This window comes from Janthinobacterium sp. GW823-FHT01H08 (genome assembly GCF_058797855.1).
Window position 1 is genome coordinate 3385970 of record NZ_CM179504.1, and the last position, 12968, is coordinate 3398937.

11 protein-coding genes are annotated in these 12968 nt (G+C 66.0%); 7 read left to right on the plus strand and 4 right to left on the minus strand.

Annotated elements, in window-relative coordinates; translation table 11 throughout:
• Nucleotides 1-30 precede the first annotated feature (30 nt).
• Nucleotides 31-2247, minus strand: coding sequence for a TonB-dependent receptor (locus AC3RCG_RS15025; protein ID WP_492401428.1), 2217 nt, complete (start codon nucleotides 2245-2247; stop codon nucleotides 31-33).
• A gap of 233 nt (nucleotides 2248-2480) precedes the next feature.
• Here AC3RCG_RS15025 and AC3RCG_RS15030 point away from each other — a divergent pair, with 233 nt between their 5' ends.
• The 3 genes from AC3RCG_RS15030 to AC3RCG_RS15040 all read left to right on the plus strand — a co-directional run bounded on the left by AC3RCG_RS15030 (nucleotide 2481) and on the right by AC3RCG_RS15040 (nucleotide 5838).
• Nucleotides 2481-3152 (plus strand): hypothetical protein, encoded by a 672-nt coding sequence (locus AC3RCG_RS15030; RefSeq protein ID WP_492401426.1) that lies wholly within the window; start codon nucleotides 2481-2483, stop codon nucleotides 3150-3152.
• A gap of 496 nt (nucleotides 3153-3648) precedes the next feature.
• The gene (locus AC3RCG_RS15035) at nucleotides 3649-4602 is read left to right on the plus strand and encodes a 2-hydroxyacid dehydrogenase (RefSeq protein WP_492401425.1); all 954 of its coding nucleotides are present in this window, start codon (nucleotides 3649-3651) and stop codon (nucleotides 4600-4602) included.
• 45 nt (nucleotides 4603-4647) lie between these two features.
• A complete protein-coding gene (locus AC3RCG_RS15040) occupies nucleotides 4648-5838 on the plus strand; it encodes a low temperature requirement protein A (protein ID WP_070288342.1) in 1191 nt (396 codons plus the stop codon).
• A 13-nt stretch (nucleotides 5839-5851) separates the two neighbouring features.
• Here AC3RCG_RS15040 and AC3RCG_RS15045 read toward each other — a convergent pair whose 3' ends face one another.
• Entirely contained in the window at nucleotides 5852-6382 is a 531-nt protein-coding gene (locus AC3RCG_RS15045; RefSeq protein WP_070288344.1) for a GNAT family N-acetyltransferase, read from the minus strand.
• 91 nt (nucleotides 6383-6473) lie between these two features.
• Between AC3RCG_RS15045 and AC3RCG_RS15050 the strand changes: the two genes are divergently transcribed.
• Complete coding sequence (locus tag AC3RCG_RS15050) at nucleotides 6474-7040, plus strand: helix-turn-helix domain-containing protein (protein ID WP_492401423.1); 567 nt, start codon at nucleotides 6474-6476, stop codon at nucleotides 7038-7040.
• A gap of 2 nt (nucleotides 7041-7042) precedes the next feature.
• Here the strand turns inward: AC3RCG_RS15050 and AC3RCG_RS15055 are convergent, their stop codons facing one another.
• Nucleotides 7043-7939 (minus strand): LysR family transcriptional regulator, encoded by an 897-nt coding sequence (locus AC3RCG_RS15055; protein ID WP_492401421.1) that lies wholly within the window; start codon nucleotides 7937-7939, stop codon nucleotides 7043-7045.
• A gap of 63 nt (nucleotides 7940-8002) precedes the next feature.
• On the opposite strand from AC3RCG_RS15055, the gene AC3RCG_RS15060 reads away from it, so the two are divergent.
• The 3 genes from AC3RCG_RS15060 to AC3RCG_RS15070 all read left to right on the plus strand — a co-directional run bounded on the left by AC3RCG_RS15060 (nucleotide 8003) and on the right by AC3RCG_RS15070 (nucleotide 11495).
• On the plus strand, nucleotides 8003-9499 hold the full coding sequence (locus AC3RCG_RS15060; RefSeq protein WP_492401420.1) for an MFS transporter: 1497 nt from the start codon (nucleotides 8003-8005) through the stop codon (nucleotides 9497-9499).
• Between the two features lie 92 nt (nucleotides 9500-9591).
• The gene (locus AC3RCG_RS15065; protein ID WP_070288355.1) at nucleotides 9592-11145 is read left to right on the plus strand and encodes an EAL domain-containing protein; all 1554 of its coding nucleotides are present in this window, start codon (nucleotides 9592-9594) and stop codon (nucleotides 11143-11145) included.
• Nucleotides 11142-11495, plus strand: coding sequence for a hypothetical protein (locus AC3RCG_RS15070; RefSeq protein WP_139142912.1), 354 nt, complete (start codon nucleotides 11142-11144; stop codon nucleotides 11493-11495). The genes AC3RCG_RS15065 and AC3RCG_RS15070 overlap by 4 nt, the downstream gene beginning before the upstream one ends.
• Before the next feature lie 3 nt (nucleotides 11496-11498).
• Here AC3RCG_RS15070 and AC3RCG_RS15075 read toward each other — a convergent pair whose 3' ends face one another.
• On the minus strand, nucleotides 11499-12851 hold the full coding sequence (locus AC3RCG_RS15075) for a serine hydrolase domain-containing protein (RefSeq protein ID WP_070288358.1): 1353 nt from the start codon (nucleotides 12849-12851) through the stop codon (nucleotides 11499-11501).
• Between the last annotated feature and the right edge of the window lie 117 nt (nucleotides 12852-12968).

A 12968-nucleotide genomic window follows, 5' to 3' on the forward strand; every position in this document is an offset into this window, starting at 1 on the left:
CGGGGAAGGGGCAGCTTCGCGTCGGTCCGGTTAAAACGCCACGCTGCCCGATACGACGAAGGTGCGCGGCGCGGCCAGCACGAGGCTGCCCGCATCGAACGAGGAGACGGCCGAGGCCCAGTAGCTGCGGTCGGCCACGTTGTCGATGCGCGCGCGCAAGGTCACGTCATGGCCCGCCACCTGCGTCAGGTAGCGCGCGCCGATGTCGACGCGGGTCCAGGACGGCAACTGTTTGCTGTTGGCCAGATCCGCATACTGCGTCGAGGTGTAGACGGTGCGGGCATTCAGGCTCAAGCCTGGCGCGCCGGGCACGTCCCATTCGCCGCCCACGCTGAGCTGTGTTTTTGGCGCGCCGATGGCGTTCTTGCCATTGTTGGCCGGCTTGTCCGTCTTGCGCTGTTCCGTATCGAGCCAGGTCAGGCCGCCCAGCAGGCGCACGCCCGCCATCGGCGTGCCGAAGACGGACAGTTCCAGGCCCTGGTTGCGCTGTTCGCCCGACAAGGTGGCGCGCGAGCCGACCACGGCCGGCAAGGGCTTGGCGGTCGAGAACAGCGCGGCGCTCATGCCCAGCCTGCCGCCGTCGTACTTGATGCCGATTTCCTTCTGCTTCGACTTGTAGGGCGCGAAGACTTCGCCATGGTTGCTGACCAGCTGGTTCTCCTTGCCATCGAAGTAGGTGCCGCTGGCAACGGGACCCTTGACCAGCGCTTCGATGTAGTTGGCGTAGACCGACACGTTCTTGCCGGCCTTGTAGACGATGCCGGCCACGGGCGTCGTGGCGCTCTTGTCATAGCTGGAATATTGCACGGCCGTGCCGTAGGCATATGCCGCATCGCGGATCTGCTGGCGGCGCAGGCCCACGGTCAGCAGCAGCCGGTCGTCGAGGAAGGCCATGGTATCGGCCACGGCGTAGCTGTTGAGGATAGTTTTTTGTGTCAGCCGTGGGTCGCTCATCACGCCGCCCGAGTTCGCGGGCAGGGTGGGCGGCATGGCCACGTCCAGCGGATGGTAGATATTCGTCGGCAAGCCCGCATAATCGCTGATCGCATACGCATTTTTCGCCTCGTTCCAGTGACCGGACCAGCTGGCCACCAGGGTGTGGCGGACGGCGCCGGTATGGAGCTTGCCGCGCACGCCCAGTTCGCCCGTGCGGATTTCCTGCTTGCGGGCATTGTCGAAGCGGTACACGCTGGCATCGCCATTGAGCGCGCTCAACGTCGGCTGGGCCAGGCTGTTCGCTTCCTTCGTCGAGCGGCTGCCGAACGCGGCCCAGGCTACGACATCCTTGGCGAGGTCGACTTCGGCGCGCGCCGTGCCGAACACGTCATGCTCCTTCGAATAGCTCCACGGCTGGGCAAAGTTCTTCGACGCATCGGGTGCGCCTGGCAAGGCCGTCAGGCTGCCCGTGTTGATGGAAGGGCGCGGCGCCGTCAAATCGAAATTCTGGTAGCCAGCGTCGGCCGACAGCCGGTAGCCGCGGCCCCGGTAGTCGAGGCCCACCGAGAACATGCCCACGTCGTGGTCTTCGCGCTGGATGCCGGTTTCGCCCTGGCGCTTGGCGGCATTCACGCGCACGCCGAATTCCTGCTGCTCGCCGAAGCGGCGCGCCACGTCGATGGTCGCGTAGGCATGGCCGCCCGATTCCACGCCCACGGTCAATTCCGTCAGCGGCGTGTTGCCGGCGCGCTTGGGCATCAGGTTGATGGCGCCGCCGATGCCGCTGCCGCCCGGCGCCGCGCCGTTGAGGAAGGCGCTGGCGCCGCGGAACACTTCCACGCGCTCGAGTAATTCCGGCGAGACATATTGGCGGGGCAGAACGCCGTACAGACCGTTGTAAGCCACGTCGTCCGAATCGAGGGCGAAGCCGCGGATCACATACACTTCCTGGAAGTTGCCGTAACCGCGAGACATGCGCACCGCGCCATCGCTTTGCAGCAAGTCGCCCACGCTGCGCGCTTGCTGGTCGGCAATGAATTGCTGTGTATAACTGGTGCTGCCGAATGGCGAGTCCATCATGTCCACGGCACCGAGGATGCCCATGCGCCCGCCGCGCGCCACCTGGCCACCCGCATACGCTTTCGACAGTCCTTGCGCCGACGCGTCGGCCGAGGCATTCACGACCACGGTCGGCATGGTTGGCGCGTCGCCGGCCGCTGCTGCGGTGCTGGTTTGCGCGTGGGCGGCGGCGCTGGCCAGCAGGAAGGCGGCCAGGGCGAACGGGGTAGGGACGAGGTGGAAGGTGCGCATGGAGTTATCTGGATATTAATGAGAATGATTATCATTATATTCCAGCATGGCGTGGCGCGTGGGAAAGTGTGAGCAAGCGATGAAAAAGTCGTTATTTGTGCAACATCCGATACCCCAGGGTGCCGGAATCTGGCGAGAAAAGGCGCGCCAGGCGATACCTTGTGGATTTATTAATGCCTATGGTCAAGTTTCGCTAAAATAAGCCATCGCGCCCGGCGCCCACAGGAAACCGCATGCCATTGCACCGCCATCTACAGTCCGCTTCCATGCGCCTACGGGGCGGCTTGAGCTTCAAAGGCGCGGCCGTCGCGCTGATCCTGGCCATGCATGCGCTGGGCCTGTATTTCCTCCTGCTGCCGGCGCGGCAGCTCAAGCAATATACGGAAGTGGCCTTCATGACCTTGCTGCCGCCCCGGCCCACGCCGCCGGCGCCGCCGATGGCCATGCCGCCACCCATGCCGATTCCCGTGCCGCGCGCGCGGGCTCAGGTTCCGTCCGTCGTGCCTGACATGCCGCCCGTGACAGCAGAAGCCATCACCATGCCCGCCGAGGAATTGTCCGCCGCGCCCCCGAACGCGCCAGCTGGCCCCGATTTGCGCACGCGCGCCCGGCTGGCTGCGGGCGCGGCCGACAAGGCCTTGCGCGGCGAACTCAAACAACAACAGCCTTGGCTGGCCGCGGCCGACCTCAAAGGCGACAGCGCGTTCCAGAAACAGGTCGCCTCCGCCTGGCGCGGCGGCCCCGTCATCCGCGTAGAGGAATACCTGACGGCCGATGGGCGTCCCGCCACGCGCGTCGTCAACCCCGGTGGCGCCACGTGCTTTGGCATGGATGCGAACCCGGGCGCGGGCGCCGATCCGTTCAAGACGGGCGGCAAGATCAAACGCGTGCCTTGCCCTGGTTGAGCCGGATTGAATGCTATGTAGGTCAGATTAGCGCAGCGTAATCTGACAGTCTGCGTGGCGGCGCTTGTCGGCTTACGCCCTGCGGGCTAAGCCGACCTACGGCGGAATCGGGCAGCCCGACGCAGGAAAAGACCGCGCGGCATGCAGTTGTAGGTCAGATTAGCGTAGCGTAATCTGACAGGCTGCGTGGCGGCGCTTGTCGGCTTACGCCCTGCGGGCTAAGCCGACCTACGGCGGAATCGGACAGCCCGACGCAGGCAAAGACCAGTTGTAGGTCAGATTAGCGCAGCGTAATCTGACAGGTTGCGTGGCAGCGCTTGTCGGCTTGCGCCCTGCGGGCTAAGCCGACCTACGGCGGAATCGGGCAGCCTGACGCAGGCAAAGACCGCGCGGCGTGCAGGGTTTTAGGGGGCGTATTAGGGTATGCCATCCCCGGCTGGGTCTCAAATATGCTAAGTTGCGTCTGCAAATCTTGTCGACACGACCCAGGACGCCCATGCCACCCGAACTCCTCATCCTCGCCCCCAGTCCCTCGGCTGCCGTCAACGCGCAGCTGGAACAGCAATATACCTGCCACCATGCCTGGCAAGTGCCGGCGGATGAACGCCACGCCTGGCTGGCCGAGCGGGCGCCGGCCATCCGCGCCGTCGTCACGACGGGCGCGCTGGGCTTGAACGCCGCCGACATGGGCCTGCTGCCCGCATTGGAAATCGTCGCCGTCAATGGCGTGGGCCTCGATGGCGTGGCGCTCGACGTGGCGCGCGAGCGCGGCATTGCCGTTACCACCACGCCGAACGTGCTGACGGACGACGTGGCCGACATGGCGCTGGCCTTGCTGCTGGCCAGCGCGCGGCATGTCGTGGCACTCGACCGTTTCGTGCGCGATGGGGGCTGGGAACGCCGTGAGGCCATCGCCCCCGCATCTACCTTGCGCGGCAAGACGGCCGGCATCTTCGGTTTCGGCCAGATCGGGCAAGCCATCGCGCTGCGCCTGGCCGCCTTCGGCATCCATGTGCGCTACTTCCAGCCGCGCGCCATTGCCGGCACCAGCGTGCCGCGCGCGGAGTCCTTGCTGGCCCTGGCGCAGGAAAGCGATTATTTGATCGTCTGCGCGCCTGGCACGCCGGCCACGCGCAAGATCGTCGACCGCACCGTGCTGGACGCGCTGGGGCCGCAAGGCACCCTGATCAATATCGCCCGTGGCGCCCTGATCGACGAAGACGCCCTGATCGCCGCCTTGCAGGATGACCACCTGGGCGCGGCCGGCCTCGACGTGTTTGCGGACGAACCGCGCGTGCCAGACGTCTTGTGCGCCTTGCCCAACGTCGTGCTCACGCCGCACGTGGGCAGCCTGACCGTGGAAACACGCCATGCGATGGGTCAACTGGTCGTCGATAACCTGGCCGCCCACTTCGCCGGTTTGCCCTTGTTGACACCAGTAAGCGCATAAGCCCGGAATGCACCGTTTTAATCAAGCATGAATGAAAGAGTCGCTATGGAATTAAGTAAATCGCTGTTGCGCACGCGCGGCGGGCTGGACAGCGGCAAGGTGGGCATGATCGAGCTGTTCTTCGATCTCGTGTTCGTGTTTGCCGTGACGCAACTGTCGCACGGCTTGCTGGCGCACCTGAGCGCCATGGGCTGGCTGCAGACGGGCTTGCTGCTGATGGCCGTCTGGTGGGTGTGGATCTTCACCTCGTGGATCACCAACTGGCTCGATCCCGAGCGCATTCCCGTGCGCATCAGCCTGTTTGCGCTGATGCTGGGCGGACTCATCATGTCAGCCTCGATTCCCGAAGCGTTCGGCACGCGGGGCCTGGGCTTTGCGGGCGCCTACGTCGCCATGCAGGTGGGCCGGCCCCTGTTCGCCTGGTGGGCCGTGCGCCATGAAGCGCTGGCGCGCCGCCGCAATTTCCAGCGCATCGCCCTGTGGGCCGTGCTCTCCGGCATCTTCTGGATCGCCGGCGGCATCGCCTCGCCCGAGCAGCGCATCTTCTGGTGGGCCGCGGCCCTGCTGATCGACCTGGCCGGACCATGGATGCTGTTCGGCATGCCGGGCCTGGGCCGCTCGACGACGGCCGACTGGGACGTCGATGGCAGCCACATGGCCGAACGCTGCGGCCTGTTCGTCATCATCGCCCTGGGCGAATCCTTGCTGGTGACGGGCGCCACGTTCGCGGGCCTGGAATGGACGGCCGGCAACTGGCTGAGCTTCTTGTCTGCTCTGGTCGGCAGCATCGCCATGTGGTGGATTTATTTCGACACGGGCGCCGAAGCGGGCCACCACCGCATCGCCCACTCGAAGGACCCGGGCCGCATCGCCCGCAAGGCTTACACGTATATCCACGTGCTGATCGTGGGCGGCGTGATCGTCAGTGCCGTGGCCGATGAACTGGCCCTCGTGCATCCGGATGAAGCAAGCTTCGCCGGCATCAGCGCCTTGCTGGGCGGCCCGATCCTGTATCTGCTGGGCAATGCGCTGTTCAAATGGGTCAGCAGCGACCGCACCGCGCCGCCGCTGTCGCATCTGCTGGGCATTTTGATCATCCTGGCGCTGATCCCGATGGCCTACGGCCGCCTGTATTCGCCCTTGATCCTGGCCTGCATCACGAGCTGCGTGCTGGTACTGGTGGCCGTGTGGGAACATATGGCGCTGCGCCGCCCGCCGCCGGAAATCGATCCCTGACGTTTTCTTGACCTCAACCGGCCGGCGCGATGTCGTCCGGATCGCTGCGCGCATCGAGTTGCAGCTGCAAGAACGCCAGGTCCAGCCAGGCGCCGAACTTGGTGCCCACCTGGCGCATCAAACCCACTTCCTCGAAGCCCAGCTGCTTGTGCAGGGCGATCGAGCCGGCATTGCCCGCCTCGATGCCCGCCACCATCACATGCTTGCCCAGGCCGCGCGCCCGCATAATCAGTTCCCCCATCAAGGCCTTGCCGACCCCGGCGCCGCGGCGATCGGCGCGCACATACACGGAATGCTCGACCGTATGGCGGAAACCCTCGAACGGGCGCCAGTCGCCGAACGAGGCGTAGCCAGCCACCTTTTCCTCTGCATCGATGGCGACGAGCACGGGATAGCCGGCCCGCTCGCGATCGGCCAGCCAGGCGGCGCGGTTGGCCGCATCGACTGTCCGTTCATTCCAGATGGCCAGGGTATGGCTGACGGCATCGTTGTAGATGGCCGTGATGGCCTCGATATCGCCCGCGTGGGCATCGCGTATGTGCATGTTGCTCTCCTTGCTGGTAGTCTACTATAATGGACAAATAATAGTGTGCCGCCCACGCCTTGTCCAATAAAATCCGAATGGAACCCGATATATGTCCACTAAACCAGACGAATTGAACCAGCGCATCGGGGCCCGGGTGCGCCTCGAGCGGGAAAGCCTGGGCTGGTCGCTGACGGACCTGGCGGCCCGCTCGGGCGTGTCGCGCGCGATGGTGCACAAGGTGGAGCGCGGCGATTGCAGCCCCACGGCCACCTTGCTGGCGCGCCTGTCGGGCGCCTTCGGCCTCAGCATGTCCGAACTAATCGCCCGCGCCGAGATGCGCGAGGGACGCTTGCTGCGCAAGCTTGAGCAGCCCGTGTGGGTCGACCCGCAGAGCGGCTATGTGCGGCGCCACGTGTCGCCCGCGTCCGACATGCCGCTCGACCTCGTGCACATTACCTTGCCGCCGGGCGCCGTGGTGGCCATGCCGGCCGCCGCCTACGTGGCGCGGCGCCAGCTGATCTGGTCACTCAGCGGCAGGCTCGTCTTCATCGAGGGCGAGACCCGCCACGTGCTGGACGAGGGCGACTGCCTGGAACTGGGGCCGCCGGCCGACTGCGTATTCCGCAATGAAACGGCCAGCGCTTGCACCTACGCCGTGGCCGTCCTGAAGGCCTGAGGCTAAGCCAGCGCGGCCGAGCGCAGCTGGGCGATGAAGGCGCGCGCGGCGGGCGCCTGTTCGTGACGGCGAAACGCCACGGCGATTTCCGAGCTGATCTGCGGCGCTGCCAGTTCGCGGAACACCACGCCGGGCAATTGCACGCTGGCCATCACGGAGTGGGGCACGATGGCGCAGCCCACGCCCAGCGACACTTCCGTCAGCACGGCCACCAGGCTGCCCGGGCGCGACACCACCTGCGCCGCAAAGCCGCCGCGCCGGCTTACCTCCAATGTTCCCAATTCCTGTTCTGGCACGATGAACGCCTGCTGCGCCAGCGCGGCGGGTGAAGCCGCGTTGACCCCGGCGAGCGGGCTGTCGGCCTGCACGGCCAGCACGAAGCGGTCGCGCAGCAAGACCACGCTGTCGATTCCTTCCGGCAAGTGCAGGGGCGGGCGCACAAAGGCCAGGTCGACTCTGCCCTGGTCCAGCAAGCCGGGCAGGGCATCCATCGCGTATTCGCGCGCGCCGATGTGGATGCCGGGGTGGCTGGCGCGAAACTGCGCAAACTGTCCCTGCAGCACGCCGGCATAGGCGGCCGAAGCCACGTAGCCGATTTCCAGCCGTCCCAGTTCGCCCCGTCCCGCCCGCCGCGCCACGTCCTGCGCCTGCGCCACCTGCTCCAGCGCGCGCGCCGCTTCCAGCACGAACAGTTCGCCGGCCGCCGTCAGGGACACGGCGCGCTTGCTGCGCTGGAACAGGCGCGTGCCCAGCAGCTGCTCCGTTTCCTGCACCTGCTTGGTCAGCGCGGGCGGCGAAATGCCGAGTTCCGCCGCCGCCCGCGCGAAGTGCAGGCTGTGCGCCACGGCCAGCACGCAGCGGAAATGCCGCAATTCCATGTCTTTGTCTGTATTCACCATAGGTAAATTATAAGGCGCTTGTCTTATAACAGGAAATAACAGCAGCCTGCTTAAAATACAGGCATGAAGAATACCAACTGGACCCTCTATACCTGCTCGGGCGTGTGCGCGCTGATCATGCTCGACACCAACGTCGTCGCCGTTTCGCTGCCGTCGATCGCCCGCTCGCTCAACGCCAGCTTCGTCGACGTGGAATGGGTGGTCAGCGCCTACATGCTGGCGTTTGCCTCGTTCCTGTTGCCGGCCGGCAGCATCGCCGACCGCCTGGGACGGCGCAAGGTCATGCTGTATGGCCTGGCCGTGTTCGCGCTGGCGTCCTTGCTGTGCGGCCTGGCGTGGACGCCGTTCGTGCTCAACGTGGCGCGCGCCGTCAAGGGACTCGGTGCCGCGCTGCTGCTCACGTCCGCGCTGGCCGTCATCGGCCACACGTTTCATGCGGAAAAGGAGAGGGCGCGCGCCTGGTCCGTGTGGGGCGCGGCCATGGGCGTGGCAATGACGGTGGCGCCGCTCTTGGGCGGCCTCGTCACGAGCGTCATCAACTGGCGCTGGATTTTCTACCTGAACCTGCCCGTCGTCGCCATCCTGATGTGGCTGGTAGGCAGGCACGTGGACGAGTCGAAGGACGCTTCCAACGCCAGTTTTGATCCATTGGGCGCGCTGCTGTTTTCCGCCGGCCTGTTCTGCATCATCTGGGGCTTGATCGACGCCAGCGTGGCGGGCTGGTCCAGCCATGCCACCATGCTGCGCTTTGCGGCCGGCGCCGCGCTGCTGCTGGTGTTCGTGCTGGTGGAACGGCGCCAGCGCGCGCCCATGGTCGATTTGAGCCTGTTTGGCCGGCGCGTGTTCGTCGGCGCCGTGCTGGGCATGTTCGGCTACGCCATCGCCGCGCAAGTGATGATGACCTTCTTGCCGCTGTACCTGCAGAACGGCTTCGGCTTTTCCGCCGTGCTGGCCGGCTGCGCCATGCTGCCGTTCGCCGTCGCCATGGTGGTGTTGTCAAGGCTGGCGCCGCGCGCCATGCGGGTGCTGGACGACCGCGGCATATTGGTGACGGGCTTGCTGATCGTCGCCGTGGGCAACGTCGCCACGGCGCTGGCCGCCGCCAGCCTGCAGTACGGCTGGGTGGCAGCCGGCATGGTCGTCACGGGCGCGGGGGCGGGCTTGCTCAACGGCACGACCCAGAAGGCCATCCTCGCCTGCATCCCCCGCGAACGCACGGGCATGGGCTCGGGCATCAGCACCACCACGCGCTTCGTCGGCATCGTGCTGGCCGTGGGCGCGCTGGGCGCCGTGCTGGCCATGCGCACGGCCGCCTCGTTCGAGAAACTGGCGTGGCTGCACGGCTTGAAAGCCTCGCCCGAGATGATCGGGCGCATCGTCGCCGGCAACGCGGCCGACGCCTTCGGCCAGCTGCCGCCCGCGCTGCAAGCCGTGGCGCAGGAAGCGGCGCGCCACGCCTTCATCGACGGCTTTGCCAGCGTGCTGTATCTGGCTGGCGGGCTGGCGGCCGTGGTGGCGGCGCTGGTGTTCGTGCTGGCCAGGCCGCTGGAAAAAGTGTAACTCTTCAGCAAGATGCGCGTGCGCCGCCCGCACTTGTAATATGATGCCATCGAGAAATACATGGCAATCATATAACTATCGCAGGGAGTAGCATGCGCAGAAAACGCATTATCGTGACCAGCGTGCTGGTCGCCGTCATCGGCGTGGCCGCCCCCCTGAGCCTGGCCTTCTATTTGTCGTCCGTGCGCGCCGAGCAGGGCGAGCAGGAACGCCTGCGCCTGCTGGCCGGCTACGCGCTCGAGCGCGCCCACCGCTCCATCGCGTCGGCCGGGCTCGCCTTGCGCAGCGCCGATGCGCTGGACCTGGCGCCGTGCTCGGAGGCGCATATCCTGCAGTTGCGCCGCATCACCATCACCACGCGCAGCATCGACGATATCGGCTACGTGGAAAATGGCTTGCTCAAATGCACGTCCACGGGCATCGAAGAAGCACGCATCGCCGTCACGCCTGCCGGTTTCACCCTGGCCAACGGCATGGGCATCGATTTCAACCTGCGGCCCGTCGTCAGCGGCGGCAAGCGCATGGTGGGGCTGTCCCACCGCGCCTACAAGGTGCTGATCGATCCCGTACGCTTTTCCGACGTCATCGTCGACAGCGATATCCAGATGGCCGTGGCCATCGGCAAGCAGGGCGTGCTCGACACCCTCCATCATCCCGACCCGGCCGTGGTGCAGGCCCTGCTCGCCGGCCAGCCAGCGGCGGACGGCCACATCCACGCGACGCTGTACCGCGACGGCTTGACGGCCGTCATGATCGAGCCCCGCAGCAAGCTGAACGACAGGCTGCGCCGCGAACAGCTGCTGCTCCTGCCGCTGGGCCTGCTGATGGCGGCCTTCATCGTCGGCATTGTCATCTGGCTGTCGCGCCGCCGGCTGTCCTTGCGCGGCGAACTGGAAACGGCGGTCGAGCGGCGCGAATTCTTTGTTCATTATCAACCGATCATCGCGCTCGACACGGGCGTGTGCGTGGGCGCCGAGGCGCTGATACGCTGGCGCCGTCCCGACGGCAGCATGATACGGCCCGACCTGTTCATCCCCGTGGCCGAGGAAAGCGACCTGATTCTGCCCATCACGGACCAGGTGATCGCCTGCGTCATCGCCGACATGCGCGCCGCGCTGCTGGCCGACCGCGAACTGCACATCGCCATCAACCTGTGCGCCAGCGATATCGAGACGGGCAGGGTGCTCGACGTGCTCGAACGGGCGCTGGCCGGCACGGGCATCGAGGCGCAGCAGATCTGGCTGGAAGCGACGGAACGGGGCTTCATCAACGTGGAAGCGGCCCGCGCCACCATCGAAAAGGCCCGCGCACGCGGTCATGCCGTGGCCATCGACGACTTCGGCACCGGTTATTCCAGCCTGTCGAGCCTGCAAAACCTGCCGCTCGACGCCTTGAAAATCGACAAGTCCTTTGTCGACACCATCGGCACGGATGCGGCCACCAGCAGCGTCACGCCGCACATCATCGACATGGCGCGCACTTTGAACATGCTGATCGTGGCCGAAGGCATCGAAACGCAGCAGCAAGCCGATTATTTGCTGGAACGCAAGGTCGAATTCGGCCAGGGCTGGCTGTTTGCCAAAGCGCTGCCGGCCTTGGACTTCCTCGCCTTTTACGCAAGCCGCCGCCTGCCATCGCCCACATGAAACAGCCACGCTTTCCCTATCCATTGCAGCCGCTGCGCGTGCCGGGCGGCTGGCACATCACCGTCAACACCCTGTTCGAGGTGGAGCCTGGCCCGGATACCATGCAATGGTTCAGCAGCGCATTGCTGCTGTGGGGCAGTTGCCGCGACAGCGGTTACTGCTTCAACTCGCACTTCGAACCGGAAGACGATCCCGCCGGCGAATTCGTGCTGGAGATGGGCAAGGTGGCATACGACCGCCACGGCAAGATCGTCCAGGGCAGCGACGCCTTCCTCGGCGAATTTCGCACGCGCAGCAAGGCGCAATTCGTCGCCCGGGTCGAGCAATTCATGCAGGACCCGGCAGCCTGAGCGCTACGGCTTGCGCGGCAACACCACCTCCTGCCCGCCTTGCGTGAGCACGGCGCCGGCGATCTTGCCCGCGGCATCGCGCGTAAAGGCCAGGTCCGCCTCGATGGCGCGGAAGAAAAATTGATCTTTCGCGCTGGCAAACAAGGGGGCTGAGCCGACGCCCGTGCCTGCCGCTTCCAGGCCATGCTTGCCCAAGGTCACCGTCAACGTGAAATCTTTGTCCAATGGATACTCGCCCACGTATTCGGCCAGCGCGGCGCGCGGCAATTCGATGGCGGCCGGCGGCTTTTTCAGCGGCGGCAAGGGCGTGCCGGGCAGCAGGGCGGACAAGCCCAGCGCGTCGATATCGCGCGCCGCGTTCGTCAACACCACCACGCCCCGCTTGCCATCCGTCGTGAACGCCGCATAGCTGGTGTAGCCGCCCGTCTGGCCGCTGTGCCAGGCGTAGCTTTGACCCTGCCGCTGCTCCAGCAGCCATGCCAGGCCGATTTTCGTCTCGCTGTCCGGTGCCAGCTGCCGCTGCGGCTTGAGCGCCAGCGCATACGGGCGCAGCGGCTTGAACATGTACGCTTGCAGGTAGGCAACCATGTCGCGCGCGCTCGAATATACGCCGCCGGCCGGCGCCACCACGTTCAAATCCCAGGCGGGTGTCGGCTCGCCCGACAGCAAACGGCCGGGCGCCAGGCGCGCCAGCATGCCATGCGTGGGCGTGTTCGACGTCGAGCGCATGCCCAGCGGTACCGCGATGCGCTTTTGCAGCAGCGCTTCATAGCTGGTACCGGCCTGTGCGGCCAGGGCCGTGCCCAGCACGGCATAGCCGATGTTCGAGTAGTCAAATTTGGTGCCCGGCGCGCGGGGCAGATGGTAGGCGGCGAGAAATTGCCGCTGCTTCGCTTCCGTGTAGTCCGCATACGGATTGGCGGGGTCCTTGGGCGCGAAATTGTCGGGCAGGCGCGGCAGCGAGGAATAATGCGTGGCCAGGTCCAGCAGGCTGATCTGCTTGCCGTCGAAGGCCGGCATGGTGTACTCAGGCAATACTGCCGCCACCGGTTCGTCGAGTTTGACCTTGCCTTCGACGACGGCGTCGGCCAGCAGCAAGGCCGTCATGGTCTTGGTGACGGAACCGATCTGGTAGACGGTGTCGGCGCCCGGCTTGGTATTCTTGCCTGCATGCACGCTGCCAAAGCCGTAGACGGCGCTGGTCTTGCCGTCGATCACGGCGATGACGATGCTGGGGAGCATGCCCGTGCGCGTGAGTTCCTCGGCGCGCTGGCGCACGGCGTCGTCCAGGACGGGCGCGGCCAGGGCGGCGCTGCCGAGCAGGCAAAGGGGGAGAAGGGCGAAAGTGGGTGTCATGGGAACCTTGTCCAGGGTGGGCTGTATGCACGCCGGCAACTGGATAAGATGGCTGGCATGCCCTGGGAAGCATACGGCGCCAACATGAAGGGCGCCTGAGTTTTATGCTACTTTTAC